This is a genomic window from Ensifer adhaerens, from assembly GCF_000697965.2.
In the GTDB taxonomy this organism is placed as follows: Bacteria; Pseudomonadota; Alphaproteobacteria; order Rhizobiales; family Rhizobiaceae; genus Ensifer; species Ensifer adhaerens.
Genome location: NZ_CP015880.1, coordinates 250,939 through 270,863, shown reverse-complemented (window position 1 = coordinate 270,863; position 19,925 = coordinate 250,939). Strand labels below are relative to the sequence as shown.

Annotated in this window: 19 protein-coding genes; 7 read left to right on the top strand and 12 right to left on the bottom strand. The window is 62.3% G+C overall.

Features of this window, described 5'->3' with window-relative positions:
* Window positions 1-3 precede the first annotated feature (3 nt).
* From rhaM to FA04_RS01220, 6 genes are all read right to left on the bottom strand, one after another.
* Window positions 4-318: an L-rhamnose mutarotase gene (gene rhaM / locus FA04_RS01245; protein WP_034796960.1), complete on the bottom strand. Its 315-nt coding sequence runs from the start codon at window positions 316-318 to the stop codon at window positions 4-6.
* A gap of 7 nt (window positions 319-325) precedes the next feature.
* Window positions 326-1,330: an ABC transporter permease gene (locus tag FA04_RS01240; RefSeq protein WP_034796962.1), complete on the bottom strand. Its 1,005-nt coding sequence runs from the start codon at window positions 1,328-1,330 to the stop codon at window positions 326-328.
* Window positions 1,330-2,310, bottom strand: a complete 981-nt coding sequence (locus FA04_RS01235; protein ID WP_034796963.1) for an ABC transporter permease — start codon at window positions 2,308-2,310, stop codon at window positions 1,330-1,332. The genes FA04_RS01240 and FA04_RS01235 overlap by 1 nt, the downstream gene beginning before the upstream one ends.
* The gene (locus tag FA04_RS01230; protein WP_034797583.1) at window positions 2,307-3,803 is read right to left on the bottom strand and encodes a sugar ABC transporter ATP-binding protein; all 1,497 of its coding nucleotides are present in this window, start codon (window positions 3,801-3,803) and stop codon (window positions 2,307-2,309) included. The genes FA04_RS01235 and FA04_RS01230 overlap by 4 nt, the downstream gene beginning before the upstream one ends.
* A gap of 269 nt (window positions 3,804-4,072) precedes the next feature.
* Window positions 4,073-5,062 (bottom strand): rhamnose ABC transporter substrate-binding protein, encoded by a 990-nt coding sequence (gene rhaS / locus FA04_RS01225; RefSeq protein ID WP_034796964.1) that lies wholly within the window; start codon window positions 5,060-5,062, stop codon window positions 4,073-4,075.
* A 117-nt stretch (window positions 5,063-5,179) separates the two neighbouring features.
* Complete coding sequence (locus FA04_RS01220) at window positions 5,180-5,992, bottom strand: DeoR/GlpR family DNA-binding transcription regulator (RefSeq protein ID WP_034796966.1); 813 nt, start codon at window positions 5,990-5,992, stop codon at window positions 5,180-5,182.
* Between the two features lie 203 nt (window positions 5,993-6,195).
* Between FA04_RS01220 and FA04_RS01215 the strand changes: the two genes are divergently transcribed.
* The 7 genes from FA04_RS01215 to FA04_RS01185 all read left to right on the top strand — a co-directional run bounded on the left by FA04_RS01215 (window position 6,196) and on the right by FA04_RS01185 (window position 13,108).
* Window positions 6,196-8,295, top strand: coding sequence for a bifunctional rhamnulose-1-phosphate aldolase/short-chain dehydrogenase (locus tag FA04_RS01215; protein ID WP_034796967.1), 2,100 nt, complete (start codon window positions 6,196-6,198; stop codon window positions 8,293-8,295).
* A 14-nt stretch (window positions 8,296-8,309) separates the two neighbouring features.
* Window positions 8,310-9,605 (top strand): L-rhamnose catabolism isomerase, encoded by a 1,296-nt coding sequence (rhaI, locus tag FA04_RS01210; protein ID WP_034796968.1) that lies wholly within the window; start codon window positions 8,310-8,312, stop codon window positions 9,603-9,605.
* 156 nt (window positions 9,606-9,761) lie between these two features.
* Window positions 9,762-10,016, top strand: a complete 255-nt coding sequence (locus FA04_RS01205; protein ID WP_034796969.1) for a GlsB/YeaQ/YmgE family stress response membrane protein — start codon at window positions 9,762-9,764, stop codon at window positions 10,014-10,016.
* A 127-nt stretch (window positions 10,017-10,143) separates the two neighbouring features.
* Entirely contained in the window at window positions 10,144-10,332 is a 189-nt protein-coding gene (locus FA04_RS01200; RefSeq protein ID WP_034796970.1) for a hypothetical protein, read from the top strand.
* Window positions 10,333-10,421: 89 nt separating this feature from the next.
* Window positions 10,422-10,883, top strand: a complete 462-nt coding sequence (locus FA04_RS01195) for a YbaK/EbsC family protein (RefSeq protein WP_034796972.1) — start codon at window positions 10,422-10,424, stop codon at window positions 10,881-10,883.
* 120 nt (window positions 10,884-11,003) lie between these two features.
* Entirely contained in the window at window positions 11,004-11,390 is a 387-nt protein-coding gene (locus FA04_RS01190) for a DUF930 domain-containing protein (RefSeq protein ID WP_034796975.1), read from the top strand.
* A gap of 470 nt (window positions 11,391-11,860) precedes the next feature.
* The gene (locus FA04_RS01185; protein ID WP_034797586.1) at window positions 11,861-13,108 is read left to right on the top strand and encodes a glycosyltransferase family 2 protein; all 1,248 of its coding nucleotides are present in this window, start codon (window positions 11,861-11,863) and stop codon (window positions 13,106-13,108) included.
* A 104-nt stretch (window positions 13,109-13,212) separates the two neighbouring features.
* Here FA04_RS01185 and FA04_RS01180 read toward each other — a convergent pair whose 3' ends face one another.
* The 6 genes from FA04_RS01180 to FA04_RS01155 form a co-directional block, all read right to left on the bottom strand.
* The gene (locus FA04_RS01180) at window positions 13,213-13,434 is read right to left on the bottom strand and encodes a hypothetical protein (protein WP_034796981.1); all 222 of its coding nucleotides are present in this window, start codon (window positions 13,432-13,434) and stop codon (window positions 13,213-13,215) included.
* A gap of 255 nt (window positions 13,435-13,689) precedes the next feature.
* Window positions 13,690-15,453: a flagellin N-terminal helical domain-containing protein gene (locus tag FA04_RS36660; protein ID WP_034796991.1), complete on the bottom strand. Its 1,764-nt coding sequence runs from the start codon at window positions 15,451-15,453 to the stop codon at window positions 13,690-13,692.
* A 177-nt stretch (window positions 15,454-15,630) separates the two neighbouring features.
* Complete coding sequence (locus FA04_RS01170) at window positions 15,631-16,677, bottom strand: acyltransferase family protein (protein ID WP_034796993.1); 1,047 nt, start codon at window positions 16,675-16,677, stop codon at window positions 15,631-15,633.
* 196 nt (window positions 16,678-16,873) lie between these two features.
* Window positions 16,874-18,379 carry a tripartite tricarboxylate transporter permease gene (locus FA04_RS01165; protein ID WP_034796995.1) on the bottom strand — a complete coding sequence of 502 codons (1,506 nt, stop codon included), beginning with the start codon at window positions 18,377-18,379 and terminating at the stop codon, window positions 16,874-16,876.
* A gap of 1 nt (window position 18,380) precedes the next feature.
* On the bottom strand, window positions 18,381-18,902 hold the full coding sequence (locus tag FA04_RS01160) for a tripartite tricarboxylate transporter TctB family protein (protein ID WP_082566601.1): 522 nt from the start codon (window positions 18,900-18,902) through the stop codon (window positions 18,381-18,383).
* Window position 18,903: 1 nt separating this feature from the next.
* On the bottom strand, window positions 18,904-19,884 hold the full coding sequence (locus FA04_RS01155) for a Bug family tripartite tricarboxylate transporter substrate binding protein (protein WP_234798726.1): 981 nt from the start codon (window positions 19,882-19,884) through the stop codon (window positions 18,904-18,906).
* Between the last annotated feature and the right edge of the window lie 41 nt (window positions 19,885-19,925).

The window sequence follows — 19,925 nt, the reverse complement described above, 5'->3', positions numbered from 1 at the left end:
TTTTCAGTCCAAATGGAAAACGGTCGTCAGCGGCACCGCCACCGGTTCGTTATCGCCATGGGTTTCCATGATATCGGCCATATAGGCCCACCATTTCTGCATGATGGGATGGGACGGCAGGTCGGCCATGCGGTGATCGTCGGTCCGCCAGAGCACACCGAAAAGCAGACTGGTCTCCTCGTCCAGATGGATGGAGTAGTCGGAGACGCCGGCCTCCTTCAGCAGGGTGGCCAGTTCCGGCCAGATGGCATCGTGCCGCGCCCTGTATTCGGCGGCCATGCCTGGGTTCAGGCGCATACGGAACGCGTATTTTTCCATCGGATCCTCAATGTGCGAGACGCTGACGGGCGCGCCGCCAGAGAATGGGGAGCGCGATCACCGAGATCAGCAGCAGGCCGATGAAGATCGACATGACGATGCCCGGCACGTTGAGCAGGCCGAAACCGAAGGTCACCATACCCATGATCAGGGCGGCCAGCACGACGCCCGGGATGGTGCCGGAGCCACCGAGAATGTTGACGCCGCCGAGTACCACCATCGTTACCACCTCCAGCTCCCAGCCGAGCGCGATCGACGGGCGCGTCGAGCCGAGGCGCGAGGTCAGGCAGATCGAGGCAAGCCCGGCCATCAACCCGGTCAGGAGGAAGAGGATGAATTTGATGCGCGCAACGCGGATGCCGGAGAAGAGCGCCGCCGTCTGATTGTTGCCGATGGCATAGACCGCGCGGCCGAAATTTGTCTTGTGCAAGACGACGCCGTAGACGACCGCGAGGGAAACGAAGAGCGTGAACTCGAAGGAGAACACCCACCAGACATAGCCTTGGCCGAACCACGAGAAGCTGTCGGGATAACCGGTGAAAGCCTGGTCGCCGAGGATGATGAAGGAAAGACCGCGGAAGAGGCTCATGGTGCCGATGGTCACCACGATCGAGGGCAACCCGAGACCGGTGATCAAGAGGCCGTTGATCGCACCGCAAAGAAGCCCGACAGAGAGACCGATCACCACCAGCGCCGGCGTGTCGAAGCCAAGTTGCACGGCATAGCCCATCGCCGTCGAGGCGAGCGCGATGATCGAGGCCACCGACAGATCGATCTCGCCGGAAATGATCACCAGCGCCATGGCGAAGGCAATCATCGCCTTTTCGGTGAAGTTGAAGGTCGCGTCCGAGAGGTTCCACGGGTCGAGGAAGTAGGGCGAGGCCAGCGAGTTGCCGAGAAAGATGAGGCAGGCGACGACAAGCAGCAGGCTTTCCCAGCTCTTCAGCAGGCGCGCGCTGCGGCCTTCCAGCCGATCGGGGATATGTCGTGGGGTAAGGTGCGTCTCGGCCATCAGACAGCCTCCGCCTTTCTCAAGATGACGCGGCCCTTGCGCCGCTCGGCGCGGGCGTTGACGGCAACAGCGACAATGATGACCATGCCCGAAATCGCCAATTGGGCGAAGGGCGAGATATTGATGACCGGCAAGGCGTTCTTGATCACGCCAAGGAACAGCGCACCGAGCACCGCGCCTGCTACCGTGCCGATGCCGCCGGCGATCGATATGCCGCCGATCACACAGGCTGCGATGATGTCGAGTTCGAAGCCGGCGGCGATGTCGACATAGGCGACGGCATAACGCGACACCCAAAGATAGCCCGAGAGCCCGGCAAGCGCGCCGGATATGCAATAGGCCGAGAAGCGGGTGCGGCCGACATCGATGCCGGTATAGACCGCCGCGTGCGGATTGCCGCCGACCGCATAAAAGGCGCGTCCGAGCGCCGTGCGGCTCATCAGCAGGAAAACGAGCGCGATCATCACCAGCGAGAGCCAGGAGAGAACCGGGAAACCAAAGAGCTCGTCGCGCGGCAATGCCTTGAAGGCGTCGCTCATCTGGTGGGCATTGATCCACTTGCCGCCGCTCAAGAGAAAGATCAGGCCGCGATAGATGGTGAGCGTGCCGAGGGTTACGACGATCGGCGGAATGTCAAGCTTCCAGACGAGCGCGCCGTTGATCATGCCGAGCAAAGTGCCGAGCGCAACTGCCGCAAGGATGATCAGCGGGATCGGCAGGCCCGGAAAGGCGGCGTTCAGCATCGCCGCCACCATGCCCGAGAGCGCGAGGTTGGCGGCCATCGAAAGATCGATGCAGCGCGTCAGGATCACCGCCATCTGGCCAAGCGCCAGAATGATCAGGATCGACGTGTCGTTGTAGACGCGCCCGAGGTTCGCGGGCGCGACGAAGGGCGGGAAACGCCAGGTGATCAGCGCCAGCAGCACGGCGATCGCGCCGACCAGCAGCAGTTCGCGATTCCTGAGGATGTTTGCCATCACGCGGCCTCCTGAATGCCGGCTGCGGCACGCACCAGCTTTTCCGCCGTCAGTTCGGCGCGCTCGAAGCGCCCGGCGATCCGCCCCTCGCGCATCACGATGACGCGGTCGGACATGCCCATGATCTCCGGGATTTCCGAGGAGACCATGATGACGCTCAGGCCCTGTGCCGCCAACTCGCTCATGAAGGCGTGCACGGCGGCCTTGGAGCCGATGTCGATGCCTTTGGTCGGCTCGTCGAGAATGATCACCTTCGGCTTCGTCGCCAGCCACTTGGCGATCACGACCTTCTGCTGGTTGCCGCCCGAAAGCGTGCCGACATCCTGATCGAGCGAGGCGGCGCGCAGGTCGAGGCGCGTGGTGTATTCGCGGGCAAGCGCGAACTCGTTGGCAAGCTTCAGGAAGCCCGAGCGCGAGGTGCGCGACAACGACGGCAGCGTGACGTTCTGAAAGATCGGCAGGCCGATGATCGCACCCTGGCGGCCGCGCTCTTCGGGCACATAGACGATGCCAGCCCGGATCGCTTCGGACGGGCTGCGGATCACCAGCACCTCGCCATCGAGCCGGACGGCACCGGCCGATGGCCGGGTGACGCCGATCAGCGACTGCATGAACTCGGAACGGCCGGCGCCGACCAGGCCGTAGAAGCCAAGGATCTCGCCTCGGCGAAGCTCGAAGTTGATGTCCTCGAACTCGGTCGGGTGGCGGTAGCCGGAGACCGTGAGCACCGGTTCGCCGATCGCCACATCCTTCTTCGGGTAAACCGAACCGACAGCGCGGCCAACCATAAGGCGCACCAGTTCGTCCTGGCTGACATCGGCGATCAGCCCTTCGTCGACCATCGTTCCGTCGCGAAACACCGTGTAGCGGTCGGCGATGCGGAAGATTTCATCGAACTTGTGGCTGATGAACAGGATCGCCTTGCCGTCTGCCTTCAGCCGTTCGACGAGGGCATAGAGTTCGTGGATTTCCTTGTGCGACAAGGCGGCCGTGGGCTCGTCCATGATCACCACCTGCGCATCGATCGACAGCGCTCGGGCGATCGCGACCAGATGTTTCTTGGCGATACCGAGATCGCGCAGGCGGATGGTCGGATCGAGATCGGCACCGGCGCGCGAAAGCAAGGCACGCGCATCGGCATTGAGCTTCTTCCAGTCGATCAGCCCGAAGCGATTGCGCGGGGCGTGGCCGAGGAAAATGTTCTCGGCGACCGAGAGCTCATCGAAGAGCACGGTTTCCTGATGGATCGCGGTGACGCCGGCGCGTGCGGCCGCCAGCGCCGTCGGGAAATGAGCCTCCTGATCACCGACGGAGATCGTGCCCTCGTCCGGTTGGTAGATGCCGGTCAGGATCTTCACCAGCGTCGATTTCCCGGCGCCGTTTTCGCCGATCAGCGCGGTCACCGACCCCGGATAGAGCGCCAGCGAAACATCGGAGAGCGCCTTCACCCCGGGAAAGGACTTCGAGATCCCTTCGAGCGCAATGGCGGGCTTCATCCGCGATGTGAGCGTATCCTGCAGCAAGAGACAGTCCACCATTCAGTCGTTTCGATTAACGCGAAGTCGTTCGGGCCTCGTATGCCCTCGTATCCGCCCGCGCGGCTTGCCTCTCACCCTAACCTTCTCCCCGCATGCGGTGAGAAGGCACGGGCATGCCGCTCTCTTCCCTCCTCGTCGGGAAGGGGGGGGCAAACCGTTGCCGCTTGTCCCTTCTCCCTGCAAGCGGGGAGAAGGGACCGGCAGGCGGATGAGGGGCTTTCGCCGGATCAGAAGATCTTGGCGAATTCCTCGACATTCTTGGCATCGTAGACGAACGGGTCGGCCATCGCGCCTTCGTTGTTGTCGTCGAGCTTGACGGCACCCATGCGGCCCATCTTCAGTTCAGCACCCGGCTTGGCTTCGGCACCGTTGATCAGGTCGTAGGCGACCATCGTTGCGGAGTAGCCGAGGTCGATCGGGTTCCAGATCGCGAAAGACTTGGAGGCGCCCGACTTCACGTGGCCGGCCATTTCCGAGGGAAGGCCGAGACCGGTGACGTTGATCTGGCCGATCTTGCCGGCGTCGGTGACGGCCTGGGCGGCGGCAACGATACCGACCGAGGTCGGCGCGATGATCGCCTTCAGGTTCGGATAGGACTGAATAAGGCCCTGCGTTTCGCGATAGGACTTGTCGGCGAGGTCGTCACCATAAACGGTCGCGACGACATTGATGCCCTTGTAGTTGCCCTGGACCTTCTTCATCTCGGCGATCCAGGTGTTCTGGTTGGTCGAGGTCGCCGTTGCTGAAAGCACCGCGACATCGCCGCCCTCAGGCAGGTTGTCGGCGGCGAGCTTGATGATCATGTTGCCGATCAGCGGGCTCGACGACGGGTTCAGGTGCATCAGGCGGCCATCCTTGGCGACGCCTGAGTCCCAGGAGATGACCTTGATGCCGCGATCCATCGCCTTCTTCAGCGCCGGAACGAGGGCGTCGGTGTCGTTGGTGGAAACGGCGATGGCGTCAACCTTCTGGGCGATCAACGAGTTGATCACCTCGATCTGGCCTTCGGCGGTCGTCGTCGTCGGGCCGGTATAGATCACCTCGACGTCGCCGAGCTCCTTGGCGGCTTCCTGCGCGCCCTTGTTGGCGGCTTCGAAGAAGCCGATGCCGAGCGCCTTGACCACGAGCGCGATCTTCTTGTTTTCCGCATGCGCGGCATTGGCCATCAGCGCCAGCGAAACGGCGGCCGTGACCATCAGTGACTTCAGGATCTTCATGCTCATTTCCTCCCAATGACCGGCACGCGACAAGCGTCGCCGGCGCGATTTCCTCCATTGGCGATGCCCCGGCCCCTCCGGCCGTGAGCGTCACCTTCCCCTCTCCTCGCCCACCCCTCAGGCGGACGAGGACATGTTCTCCGCATCTGTGCCGGCTCTCGAGCTGGCAACGACCAGCCGCACACCGGCATTTTCAAGCATCGCGGCATGCCTGTCCTCGATGCCTGAATCCGTAATGACAGTGGCGATCCGCTTCAGCCCGCAAAGGATGAGGCTCGACCGCTTGTGAAACTTCGAGGAGTCCACCAGCACGACGAGTTCGTCGGCCTGGTCGATCAGTTTCTGCTCCGCCTGGATCAACAGCGGATCCGCCTCCATCAGGCCGAGCGGGCCTAAGCCCTGTGCCCCCATGAACATGCGGCGCGCATAGAAATTGCGCGTCACGTCATTGTCGAAGGGGCTGAGGATGATGTTCTGCTCGCGGTAGATCGTGCCGCCCGACAGCATCACCGTGTTCTTCGAATGCTTCAAAAGATGCTCGGCGATCGGGAAGGAATTGGTGAAAACCTGCATTCGCCGATTGCTGAGGAAATGCACCATCTGAAAGGTCGTGGTGCCGCCATTGATGATGATCGGCTCGCCATCCTCGCAGAGCGCCACCGCCTCCTTGGCGATCGCCTGTTTTTCGCGGGCGTGCAGGCCCTCGTTGACCTTGAACGGACGACCGGCAAGGCCGACGAATTGCGGCGGATTGATCGCCTCGGCGCCGCCGCGCACCCGTCGCAGCTTCTTCTGCACGTGGAGGGCTGCAATATCGCGCCGGATCGTCGCCTCGGAACTGTCGGTCAGATCGACCAGCTCCTGGACGGTGACGACGGGTTTTTCCTGAACCGCCGACTGAATGATCCGGTGTCTTTCTTTCTCGTGCATGCGTTCCTCCGATGGCGTTCATGCTTCCATCACGATCGACCATTGTCAATCACAAACAATCATATTTTTTCATTGTGCAGCGCAATATGCGCGAACTTGATCGTTTTTGATTGACTTTAACGCTCAAGTCCTGTGATCTGATGCCAACCACATCTCTGCGCGGTCGCCAAGCCGCGCGATATCAGACCGGGAGGAAATTCGAGATGCTCGACAAGCAGCAGGGTGCGCGACTTGCAAACCTTTGGGACGAGGCAAAGGCTGCCGGCATGAGCGAATCCGAGCGCCTGCTCTATCGCTCCAACCTGCTCGGCTCCGACAAGCGCATCACCAACTACGGCGGCGGTAACACCTCGGCCAAGGTGATGGAGAAGGATCCGCTTGGGGGCGGCACGGTCGAGGTGCTCTGGGTCAAGGGTTCGGGCGGCGACGTCGGAACGATCAAGCTCGACGGTTTTGCCACTCTCTATATGGACAAGCTCAACGCGCTGAAGTCGATTTATCGCGGTGTCGCGTTCGAAGACGAGATGGTCGGCTACCTGCCGCACTGCACTTTCAACCTCAATCCACGCGCCGCCTCGATCGACACGCCGCTGCATGCCTACGTGCCGAAGAAGCATGTCGACCACATGCATCCCGACGCAATCATCGCGATTGCCGCGGCCAAGAACAGCCGCGAGCTGACGGCAAAGATCTTCGGCGACGACATCGGCTGGCTGCCGTGGAAGCGCCCGGGCTACGAGCTCGGCCTGTGGCTGGAAAAGTTCTGCCTGGAAAACCCGCGCGCACGCGGTGTGGTGCTTGAAAGCCATGGCCTCTTCACCTGGGGCGACACGGCGAAAGAAGCCTACGAGACGACGGTCGAGATCATCAACAAGGCGATCGCCTGGTTCGAGGCCGAGAACACCAAGCCTGCTTTTGGCGGCGCGGCGAAGCCGGCGCTCGACGCGGCCGCCCGCGCCGACGTCGCCCGCAAGCTGATGCCGGTCATCCGCGGGCTGATCAGCGCCGACGAGAAGAAGGTCGGCCATTTCGACGACAGCCAGGCCGTGCTCGATTTCGTCACGTCGAAGGATCTGAAGCCGCTGGCCGCTCTTGGCACCAGCTGCCCCGACCATTTCCTGCGCACCAAGATCCGGCCGCTGGTGGTCGATTTCGATCCGGCCAGTCCCGATGTCGACAAGACGCTGGCAGCGCTGCCCGAAGCGATCGCCGCCTATCGCGCCGACTATGCGGCCTACTACGAGCGCTGCAAGCACGAAGACAGCCCCGCCATGCGCGACCCGAACGCGGTCGTCTATCTCGTGCCCGGCGTCGGTATGATCACCTTTGCCAAGGACAAGGCGACCGCCCGCATCTCCGGCGAGTTCTACGTCAACGCCATCAACGTCATGCGCGGCGCCTCCGGCGTTTCCACCTATGTCGGCCTGCCGGAACAGGAAGCCTTCGACATCGAATACTGGCTGCTGGAGGAAGCAAAGCTGCAGCGCATGCCGAAGCCGAAGAGCCTCGCCGGCCGCATCGCGCTCGTTACCGGCGGCGCCGGCGGTATCGGCAAGGCGACGGCCAACCGGCTGATGCAGGAAGGCGCCTGCGTCGTGCTCGCCGATATCGATGAGACCGCGCTTGCGGCGGCCGAAGGCGAACTGTCCAAGCGCTACGGCAAGGATTTCGTCCGCTCCGTCAGCATGAACGTCACCAGCGAAGCTGCGGTCGAGGGCGGTTTTGCCGACGCTCTGCTCGCCTTCGGCGGCCTCGATATCCTGGTCTCCAATGCCGGCCTCGCCTCGTCAGCCGCCATCGAAGACACGACGCTGGCGCTCTGGACCAAGAACATCGACATCCTGACGACCGGCTACTTCCTCGTCTCGCGTGAAGCCTTCCGCATCTTCCGCCAGCAGAAGGCCGGCGGCAACGTCGTCTTCGTCGCCTCCAAGAACGGTCTTGCCGCCTCCCCCGGCGCATCTGCCTATTGCACCGCCAAGGCGGCCGAAATCCACCTCGCCCGCTGCCTGGCGCTCGAAGGGGCTGGCGCGCAGATCCGCGTCAACGTCGTGAACCCCGACGCGGTGTTGCGCGGCTCGAAGATCTGGACTGGCGAGTGGAAGGAACAGCGCGCCGCCGCCTACAAGATGGATGTGGACGACCTCGAGGCGCATTATCGCGAGCGCTCGATGCTGAAGCTCAGCGTCTTCCCCGAGGATATCGCCGAGGCGATCTATTTCCTCGCCTCCGACATGTCGGCGAAATCGACCGGCAACATCATCAATGTCGACGCGGGCAACGCCCAGTCCTTCACCCGCTGATCGAGGAGAGTTTCATGACGACCACCATGATCAGCCAGGCGACCGTCGAGGCCGAGAACGAAAGCCGGCTCACTGCACTTCGCCGGGATTATGAGAGCCTCGGCGAAAGGCTCAGCCGGCGCGGCATCGCGATCGACGAGATCAAACGGAAGGTCACCGCCTACGGTGTTGCCGTCCCTTCCTGGGGTGTCGGCACCGGCGGCACGCGCTTTGCCCGCTTCCCCGGCAAGGGCGAACCGCGCAACATCTTCGACAAGCTCGAGGATTGCGCGGTCATCCAGCAGCTGACCCGGGCGACGCCGACCGTCTCGCTGCATATCCCCTGGGACAAGGTGAGCGACATTTCCGAACTAAAGGAGAAGGGCACGTCGCTCGGCCTCGGTTTCGATGCGATGAACTCCAACACCTTCTCCGACGCGCCGGGCCAGGAACATTCCTACAAGTTCGGCTCGCTGTCGCATGCCGACGCCGCCACGCGCGCCCAAGCGGTGGAGCACAATCTCGAATGCATCGAGATCGGCCGGCAGCTTGGGTCCAAGGCGCTGACGGTCTGGGTCGGCGACGGCTCCAACTTCCCCGGCCAGAGCAACTTCACCCGCGCTTTCGAGCGTTATCTCGACGCGATGAAATCGGTCTACGCGGCGCTGCCGGATGACTGGCGCGTCTACACCGAACACAAGATGTTCGAGCCGGCCTTCTATTCGACCGTCGTCCAGGACTGGGGCAGCAACTACCTGATCGCCCAGGAGCTCGGCCCCAAGGCCTTCTGCCTTGTCGACCTTGGCCACCATGCGCCGAACGTCAACATCGAGATGATCGTCGCCCGCCTCATCCAGTTCGGCAAGCTCGGCGGCTTCCACTTCAACGATTCGAAGTATGGTGACGACGATCTCGACACCGGTTCGATCGATCCCTACCGGCTGTTCCTCGTCTTCAACGAACTCGTCGATGCGGAGACCCGCAAGGCCAAGGGGTTCGAGCCGGCGCACATGCTCGACCAGAGCCACAACGTCACCGACCCGATCGAAAGCCTGATGACGAGTGCCACCGAGGTCTGCCGCGCCTATGCCCAGGCGCTGATTGTCGACCGCCAGGCGCTCGCGGGCTACCAGGACGACAACGACGCGCTGATGGCGAGCGAGACGCTGAAGGTAGCCTTCCGCACCGACGTCGAGCCTATTCTCGCAATGGCGCGGCTCGAAAGCGGCGGCGCAATCGCACCTGTCGCGGCCTATCGCAAGAGCGGTTACCGCGCGAAAGTCGCGGCTGAGCGCCCGGCCGTTGCCGGCGGCGGGGGCGGTATCGTCTGACCCTGAAACGAGCGGCGCCGGGCTGCCATTTGAGGCCCGGCGCCGCATCCCACGCTCGACGGCTCAAAAAATCGCTGCGCGATGAAATTGCCCCCTATCTGATTTCAATTCCTGATCTATCTTTCCCTTGGAGATTCAACGGAAAGGGACCCGTTCATGGGCATTGAAAGCATTCTCGTCTTCCTGATCGTCGGCGCGGTCGCCGGCTGGCTCGCCGGCCTCATTGTCAAGGGCGGCGGTTTCGGCCTCATCGGCAATATGGTCGTCGGCATCATCGGCGCCTTCATCGCCGGCTTCCTCTTTCCGGCGATCGGTATCAGCCTCGGCACCGGCATCCTTTCAGCGATCCTGCACGCGACGATCGGTGCCGTCATCCTTCTGGTGCTGATCCGCATTGTCAAACAGGCCTGACCCATCGTCGGCCGCAGTACCCTTCGCGCCCGGGATATCCCCGGCCGTTCCATCTGGACGCGCAAAGGGGGCTGTAGCACTGTGATCTGCTGGACGGGACATCGCACATAGCCAGACGGAGGCGAGCATGAACGCTCTTTACACCGACAAGATCGAAACGGCGCTCAAGTCGTTCATTGCGGATCACCCGGGAATGCAGACACGGGATCAGGCGATCATCGCGATCCTCGAAAACTGGTTCACCAATCACGGCTACCTGCCACCGCAGCAGGAAGGTCTGCGCCCGGAAGACCTTGACGCTTCCAACGACGATTGAGAGATTTGCGCGCCCGGCACGAAGGACCATAGCGCTTCTTGCGCCGCGGCGGCCGCCCCTTGCCTTTTCAATAGCGTGAACTGTTCGCCATGAGCCTGACCTCCGTCAAAGACTTCTTCTCCCAGCACGCCCCAGATATCGACGTCATCGAGCTACAACAAAGCACCGCCACGGTTGCTCTTGCGGCCGAGGGCCACGGCGTCGAGCCCGCCCAGATCGCCAAGACGCTGGCGCTTCGCGTCGGCGACGACGTGATCCTGATCGTCACGCGTGGCGACGCCCGCCTCGACAACAAGAAGTACAAGGCCCGCTTCGGCACAAAGGCCCGCATGCTTGGGTTCGACGAGGTGGAAGCCGAGACCGGCCACCCGGTCGGCGGCGTCTGCCCCTTCGGTCTCGCCAAGCCGCACAGCATCTATTGCGACCTGTCGCTCAAGGCCTACGACATCGTCGTGCCGGCCGCCGGTGCCACCAATGCGGCTGTGCACATCAGCCCGACCCGCATCGCCGAGCTGACCGGCGCCGAGTGGATCGACGTATCGGAAGCGTAGTTTGCCGTTGCGGATACGGGGCCTGCCTTGGAATGGCCACAAAGCTTAACTGAAACCGCAGGCGCGCCCCGGCAGTGATTTGCCGGGTTGGTCCTTTCCGTTCCTAGGAGTCCGTCAAGCATGAAGCTACTCGCGTACCCGCTCGTCTTCACCGCCACATTCTCCCCGGCGCTGGCGATGGATCAGTCCCTGGTACGTCAGTTCGAGAAGCTCGACCCGCAGACCCGCCTGGAGCAGCGCTGCGACACCGAAGCGATGGAGCGCATCAACGCCGACAAGTCGAGCTTCAAACCGGACAAGGTGATTGCCTATACTTTCGCCGAACCGGTCGTGAAGGAAGACAAGATGAAGGCGCCGGGCGCCGTGTTCCGCAGCAAGGGCGAATGGTACAAGCTGAAGTTCAAGTGCCGCACCGACGCCGAGCACCTGGATGTCCTGTCCTTCGAATACAAGATCGGCGAGCTTGTGCCGCACGAGAGCTGGGACGAATTCTACCTTTATCCCTGACAGGCGTCGAAGGACGCGGTGGCCTTGAGGGCAGAGAGCCCTAGAGGATGGCCACGAGAAAGAGCAGGGAGCCGAACGAGAGCGCGGCCATGATGCTCATCAGCATTTTCATCATGTGCTCTGCCATATCGTACACCCTTACCTCGGCTCCATCGGAACGAACGCGACGGCGTATCCCGTCCGGCAGCTCCGGTCCGTCGCACAAGGGGCGGCGTGAGCCTGATCCGAGAGTGCGCCAGCATGGTTAACAAAGCGTTAACTGCGCTCGACCGGCGCCGAGAGGGGGCCGACATCGCCTATCCAAGACAAGGCTCACACAAGATCGAAGCGGAATAAGGAATGTGCAGGGGGCGTTCCCTGTATGCGCGGAACACCTGCGCCGTGCGGGCAGCGCCAAGGCTGGCGATGCGGGCAACGGCAACGTCCGAAGAGACTGGAAACCGCGCGAGAAAAGCACCATGGAGAGGCGCGTGAGCCAGGTTAAGCTGAGCATTTGCATTCCAACCTACAATCGCGCAGCCTTTCTCGAGAAGTCGCTCGCCTACTTCGTCGACCTTTACCAATTCTCCTATAAGTACGAGATCATCATCTCCGACAACGCGTCTACGGACGACACGCGCGACGTGGCCGAGCGTTTCATCGCCAAGGGCCTGCCGATCCGCTACCTCAGGCAGGCGGAGAACTACGGTTCCGGCGCCAACGTCGTCAGCGCCTTCAGCCGCGCGACCGGCGAATATGTGCTCTATCTCGCCGACGACGACATCCTGATCAACGAAGGCATGCGCGAGGCGATCCGCTACCTGGATCTCAATCCGGAAGTCACCGCTTGCTACGCGCCCTGGTACACGCATGACGAAGTCGAGGAGCGCGACGATCCGCCGTTCTACATCGTCGACAAGGACACGAAGTTCAAGAAGCGCGCTTCCGAGGAAGTGTTCGACTTCCTCTGCGAGCGACACGTGTTTCCGGAAATCGGCATCTACCGGGCGTCGGCGCTACGGTCGGCCTGGGTGCCCAGGAACTTCGCCTACTGGGCCTTCGCCTATCTCGCCCATTTTCTGGAGCAGGGCGCCGTCGCCTTCCTGAGAAAGCCGTTCTACCGACAGGTCACCCGTTCGAAGATCGCCCGCGACCGACCGCAAGCCGGCCATGCCGACGTGCTCACCGCCTGGGACAGCTACCGCGGCGGCCTTGAATATTTTCTCTATTCCGGTGCCAAGCGCGGCGCCGTGCGGCTAACACCGGAGCGCCGGGCCTATCTCGATGCGCAGGTGAGGGATTTCACCATGCTGCGCATGACGGTCGCCCTGCGCATGTGGCTCGCGAAGAAGGACTACATCCGCGCCTATGAGCTTTATACTCGCCTGATGCTCGGCGGCTTCGAACACCATCCCGAACTGCAGCGATCAAAGGGCGTTCTGCCGCTCATGGTCGCCCTGCAGACGGTGATGTGGCACACGAACGCGGTCGCCGAGATCGATCGTCTGGTGCTGCACGGCGTCGAAGACCATGGTGCGATCGAAGAGCTGTTGCGTGACCTTGGCCTGCGCTCCCATATCGCCGTCGTTCCCGGTACAACGGAACTCACGCCGGACGAAATTGGCCGCACCGCCGTCTTCGTCACGGCCGACAGCGATCGCAAGCACTATCTTCGCAAGGGGCACCTGCCGAACCTAGTGGTCAGCGAAAGCGACATCCTCAACCACGTTCTGCTTTAAAATATAAAGGGCGCCGCTGGCGCCCTCGTTTGTTTCGCAGGTTATGCCGGGTAGCGCGACGGGCAAAAAGGCCGCTTGACCACGCACGCCCCACGGATACCGCATTACTTGCGCATGATGCCCTTGTAATAGGCGCCGTTGCGCGGCGGCGGGCGGTTCACGACCTTGGCCTCAGGGTTGTACTTCTCGCTCTTGTGGCCTTCGTTGATGGGCGTTGTCGATACGCCCTTGTAGTAGCTTCCGCCGGCAAATGCCGGAGCAACGCCGCCCACGGCGACCGTCGCAGTCACCAAAGCTGCCAGAGAGAGTGTCGCAAGTTTACGCATGTCTAATCCTCGTTGACCCGGCCGCGCCCCCGTTTTTTCCGGACGTCGCGGCCTAAATTGTGCGGCGACGAACTGCGCCGCTCAGGTCCTCCCGGGCGCCAGAATAGGCAGAAGCTGCGACACGCCTGTAACGCAGGTGACAGCCGAGGAGTCTCGGCTGGGTTAAGTTCCCGGGTCAGTCGAAGCCAGGTCGGCAGAGCCGACGATATTTTCCCCTCTTAATCGCGCCCTCCAAATCCACCTCTGCGGCTTGTCTCAGCGGAAGAGCTGCAGGATGTTCTGAGCGTCGGAGTTGGCGATCTGCAAAGCCTGAATGCCGAGCTGCTCCTGCGACTGCAAGGCCTTCAGCCGCGTCGATGTCTCGTTCATGTCGGCATCCACCAGGCGCCCGACCCCCTTGTCGATCGTCGCCATCAGCGTTTGAGCGAAGGTCGTTTGCATGTCGATGCGCGACAGCAGCGAACCGAGCGCCGCTGCACCGTCGATGGTCCGCTGCAGGACGACTTCGATGTAGTGGAGATAGGAATCGACCGATTGCGGGTTGGCCGCGATATCGACGTCAAGGAAGTTTCTGCGGGCGATCGGTTCGATGTTCACGTCAATGTTGGTGAAGCCGATAAAGGTTCCGGCACCGGATTTCCGATCGACGGCCGGATCGGACTTTATCAGGATGCCGCCTGAGCCGTTGTTCTGAATGATGGTGTTCGGCCGGGTGATGAGCGACTGAAGCACCGTCACCATCTCGTCGACCGTTTCGATCTTGCCGGTATCCTTGCCCAGCAGCGCGTTCACCTGATTGCGGTCGAAGGAATGGGTGCTGGGAGCTTCGCCGTTCACCGAAAAATTGAAGGATACGACGACGTCCTTGTAGACCTCGAATTGCTCGAACGTCAGCGTCATCTCCGATCCGCGCTCGCCGAAATCCGAGTTTTCAACGAGACCAGCTCCGCCGCCGCTCGACGTGCTGACGACCAGATTGGCGACCTCGACATAGGACCCGTCGAGGCCGGAGTTCTGCTGTGTCATGAAGCCGATTTGATTGATAATGGGGGCGTAAGGCTCATAGGGGTGTCTATATGTCTTGACCGTGGCGCCGGCCCCCGCCTGCTTGACCGCGTGGTCGAGCACTGCTGCATATTGCGTGTAGTCCGATATCACGCCGTTGGCAGTGGCGCCGAGCACCGTGTCGACGGTGGTGCGATCGACGGTGACCGAGGTCGTCTTTCCGGCGTGTAGCGGCAGCGAGAGACCTTGAGAGCTGCTGTCCTTGTCGACGATGACGTCAAACGTGATCTTGTCGCCCGCGTTCGAAAAACTGAGCGGCCCCGTGAAATGGAACACGAATTCGCCAGCCTGGCCCGCCCGGTTGTTGTAGTTGCTGTTGGTGGTGTAGCCGTCGACATCGACCGAGGTCACGAAGCGGATCCCGCCGACGGTCCTCAGATCCCGCGTGTCGGCCTGCAGGATGCCGCCGCCGGTGCTGTTGAACAGCGAGGAGTCCCGCAGGAAAAAGTCGGCCGTGTTCAGCGACACGCCGTTTCGGGCGTCTCTCGAAAACGAGGAGGCGACGGACGTGCGATTCAGATCGCTGTCATAGATGTCGGAGACATTGGTTCTCAGCCAGTTCTGTCCGCTGAAGCTCGCCGAATCCACGATGCTCAGGATCTGCTGCTTGAGCTGGTCGAGCTCCTTCTGGAGCTTGCCCTTGTCGACGCCGGGCTCCCTCGCCGTCACCAGCCTGGCCTTGAACTCGCTGAGAATACCGGTAACGGCATCCATCGCCGCATAGGCCGTCTCGACCTTGGCCGCTCCCAGCCCGAGCGCGTCCTGGACCGCAGACACGGCCTTGGCGTCGGAGCGCATGGTTGTCGAGATCGACCAATAGGCGGCGTTGTCGGCCGCCGTCTGAATTCTCAGGCCCGAGTTCAGTTGCCCGCGGACCTGAGCCATGTCGGAGTTAATCGTACGCAGAGTCTGGAGCGCAGAAATCGCTCCAGCGTTCGTGAGAATGCTGACCATATTAGTGACATCTTAAAATTGAAAAATGCCCTTCATGGGCCGCTGTGATTGTGGCGATACAACCAAATACGTGGTTAACACCGACTTAAGAAACCTCGCCTCGGGGCGCAAATATTGCGTCAGCCCTTCCGATGGTTGGCAATAATTGCGCCCTTGCTCCTCGCCCTGCAGGCGGGGTCAGGCACGCTCGGCCGCCAGCGGCACCGGTTGGGTTACGGGGAACAGGGCTTTCAGGGCGTCGAAGTGCTTTTCCACCAGATGCCAGGAAATCGTCGCGACGATGACCGTGATGGTGCTCATGATAAGGAACGTCATCGGCCCCGCCCTGTAGAGCGCCGGCCACTGTTCTGCGACCAGCCACCAGAGCGCCATGTGGTACACATAGGTCGCGTAACTGACGCGGCTGAGGAAGCGCGTGACGGGGTTTGCCAGGAGATAGGCCGACACGCCCTTGTATCCGATGTAGGAACTCAGAACGATCGAGGCCAGCGCGTAGATGCAAAGCAACTTATAGGTTTCCGAATGGCCGAACTTGAAACCGACGAAGAGAGGCGACGCGATGATCGCGACAGATGCGAGGTTGTTGAGCTTGCTCGTCAGAACCGCCCGCACATCGGCATTGTCCTTGACCAGCGCCAGGATCGCCCCTGCCGCCACCGGGTCAAAGGCAAGAACGATGTTTGACCAGGCGAGAAGACCGAGCTCGTCGCTATAGGTTCGGGCGATCACCGACATCGTGAAGATGAGGACATAGGCCACGAATATGTGCCGCCGGCTCAGGAAGATGATGATCAGCGGAGCGGTAAGGTAGAACTGCTCGACGATGTTGAGGCTCCAGAGATGCGCGGCAACCCAGGGCTCCCAGTCCTGAGTGATGGCGAAATACAGGCTCGACATCTGAAACGTGTGCCACGCCAGGCTGTTGCGTATGCCATCCATGTTGAACAGTGCCGCCACGAACAGCATCAGGAACAGCGCCGGAAGCAGGCGTAGCGAGCGGCGAATGTAGAAATTGGTGACGTTGATCGTTGCCTGGGTGTCTTTTGCCGACAGCAGGATCACCCCGATCAAGAAGCCGCTGATGATGAAGAAGAGTGAAACTCGAACAGATTCAAGTGTGGGATGCTCGTTCCAGTAATGAACGTACAATACCCCCGTCATGGCGATCACGCGAAGCCCGTCAATTTGCTCCCGCCTGTCGCCGCGCGCTCCCGTCGCAGCCATTCCTTTGTCCCCGCAGGATCTATTACTTAAATTATTTCTACTTAAGAATATCCTTGGAGATTACGCCGCTTCCGCGCACTTGTGAAGAGAGCGATGTTCTTGACCGATCGGCGACGATACCTCGCGCGCCTGCCCGAAAACAGGAAGGCCACGGGCGCGGCGTGCCCGTGGCCTTCCCAACGTTTAGAAGCAAACCTTAGGCTTCCTTGAAGACCTCGTCGCGGTTTCGCCGCATCGACGGCGAGATGGCGATCACAAGCGCCATGACGGCGATCGCCAGCAGAATTGCCGACAGCGGCGATTGCAGGAAGGTCAGCGGGCTGCCGCCGGAGATGATCAGCGACTGGCGCAGCTTCTCCTCGAGCAAGCGGCCTAGCACGAAGCCGAGCGCCAGCGGCGCAGGCTCGAATTCGAGCTTGTAGAGGGCGTAGCCGATGATCCCGAACAGGGCGGCCATCATTACCTGGGCCGCATCGTTGGCGATCGAGTAGAGGCCGATGCAGCAGAAGCAGACGATGGCCGGAAACAGGAGGCGATAGGGCACGCGCAGCAGCTTCACCCACAGACCGATCAGCGGCAGGTTGATGATGACCAGCATGAGGTTGCCGATCCACATCGAGGCGATGAGCCCCCAGAACAGTTCCGGATTGCGCTCGATCACCTGTGGCCCGGGCACGATGCCCTGGATCATCATCGCGCCCACCATCAGCGCCATCACCGCATTCGGCGGCAGGCCGAGGGTGAGAAGCGGGATGAACGAGGTCTGCGCGCCGGCATTGTTGGCGCTTTCCGGGCCGGCGACGGCCGCCGGTGCGCCATGGCCGAAGTCCTGCGGCCGCTTCGACATACGCTTTTCCACCGCATAGCTGGCAAAGGGGCCGAGGATCGCGCCGTTGCCCGGCAGAACGCCAAGGACAGAGCCGAGGAAGGTGCCGCGCAGGATCGGCGGGAAGTTATCCTTCAGCTCCTTCAGCGTCGGCCACAGGCGGCCGATGCGGCTGCGCACGACATCGCGGGATTCCGGATCGGCAAGGTTCTTGAAGATCTCGCCGAAGCCGAAGATGCCCATGGCCAGCACGACGAATTCGATGCCGTCCTGGAGCATTTCAAGGCCGAAGGTCATGCGCTCGCGACCCGTTTCCATATCGGCGCCGACACAGGAGAGCAGCACGCCGATGAGGATCATCGAAACCGCCTTCAGAAGCGAGCCGTGCGCCAGCACGACGGCAAAAACGAGGCCCATGATCATCAGCGAAAAATACTCGGTCGGGCCGAAGAGAAGGCCCATGCGCGTCATCGGAACGCCGAGAGCGGCAATCACGATGGTGGCAACCGTGCCGGCAAAGAACGAACCGATCGCCGCCAGGCCGAGCGCAAGCCCCGCCTGGCCCTTCTGGGCCATCTTGTGGCCGTCGATGGCGGTGACGACCGCGGTTGCCTCACCGGGAATGTTGACGAGGATCGCCGTGGTCGAGCCGCCGTACTGGGCGCCGTAATAGATGCCGGCGAGCATGATCAACGAGCCGGTCGGATCGAGCGAGAGGGTGACCGGCAGCAGGATCGCGATGGTGGCAACCGGGCCGACGCCCGGCAACACGCCCACCAGCGTGCCGATGAGACAGCCGATGAAGCAGAGCGCGATGTTCTGCAGGGTGAACGCCACGGTCATGCCGAGGCCGAGATTGATAAAGACGTCCAGCATCTCAGTATCCTAGAAGCCAGGGCGCAACGGGAACCGAAAGCCCGAGCGCATAGCGAAAGAGGCCGATGCAGAAGGCTGTTAGCACGGCGGCAAAGACAAGAAGTTCGCCAAGGCGGGCATCGCGCGCGGCCAGGCCGGAAGCGACGACCGCCAGCGGACAGGCGATCGAGAGGCCGAGACCGGGAATGGTAACCGGACCGAGATGATAGCCACGCACCGTAACGGCAAAGAGAACGACGCCGAGGATGACGGGGATCGTCTCGCGGATCGCCCAGCGGCCGGTCGAAGGCCCCGGATCCTTTCGGCTCAGCACCAGTTGCAGGAGCCCGAGCCCCAGGATGACGAGGGAAAGCAGCCGCGGCATCAGCCCCGAGCCGACGCCTTCCGAGGTCATGAAGGGCAGATCGGAGCCGGCCCACAGGCCAAGCCCGCCGAGGCCGACCAGCACGATGCCGGCAAGCCTCTCCCGGCCGAGCCCTCCCGCAGAGGGCTCGGTTTCAGTGTTCGTGGACGTGGCTTCCATCTTACTCGACCTTGATGTCGGCCGCTTTCACCACGTCGCCCCAGCGCGCGCGCTCCTTGGCCATGAAATCGGCAAAGGCCTGGGGGCCCATGGAGGACGGCACGGCGCCGTCGTTCTTCAGCTTGTCGAGCACGTCGGCATCGCTGAGCGTCTCGGTCGTCGCCGCCTCGAGCTTCGACTTTACGTCCGCCGGCATGCCTTTCGGACCGACGAGGCCATACCAGGCCGAGGCCGTGTAGCCCGGAACGCCGGCTTCAATGGCGGTCGGCACATCCGGCAGGCTCGCAAAGCGCTTGTCGCCGGTGACGGCAAGCGCCTTCAGCGTGCCGCTCTCGATCAGCCCGATCGCCGAGGGAATGGTGGTGACCATGAAGTCAATGTGGCCGCCGACGAGATCGTTCACCGCCGGGCCTGCGCCCTTGTAAGGAACGTGCCTGACCTTGATGCCGGCGGTCTGGCCGAGCAGCAGCGCGCCGAGATGGCTGGCCGAGGCGTTGCCGGCCGAACCATAGACCAGCTCGCCGGACTTGGCCGCCTCGACCAGTTCGCCGAGCGTGTTGACCTTGAGCGATGGTCCGACAACGACGACGAGGGACGCATCCGCGATCATCGCGATCGGATCGAGGTCCGTGCCCGGATCGGCCTTCAGCTTGAAGATATGCGGGTTGACGACCATCGGGCCCTGATTGCCGATCAGCAGGGTGTAGCCGTCGGGATCAGCCGCAGCGGCGACTTCGGTTCCAAGGTTGGCGGCGGCACCCGGCCGGTTTTCGACGATGACGCGACCGCCGAGCGCCTTTTCAAGCCGCGCGGCAAAGACGCGGGCGATGGCATCTGTGCCGCCGCCGGCGGCATAGGAAACCACCAGCGTGATCGGCTTGGACGGATACGCATCCTGCGCCATCATAGGGGCTGCGACCGACATGGTCATGGCGGCCCCGCACAGGGCCAGGGCGACGCGACGGGTAAATTTCATGGGCATTTTGTTCTCCTCCCAGTTCGTTAATGCATTCGCGACACGTT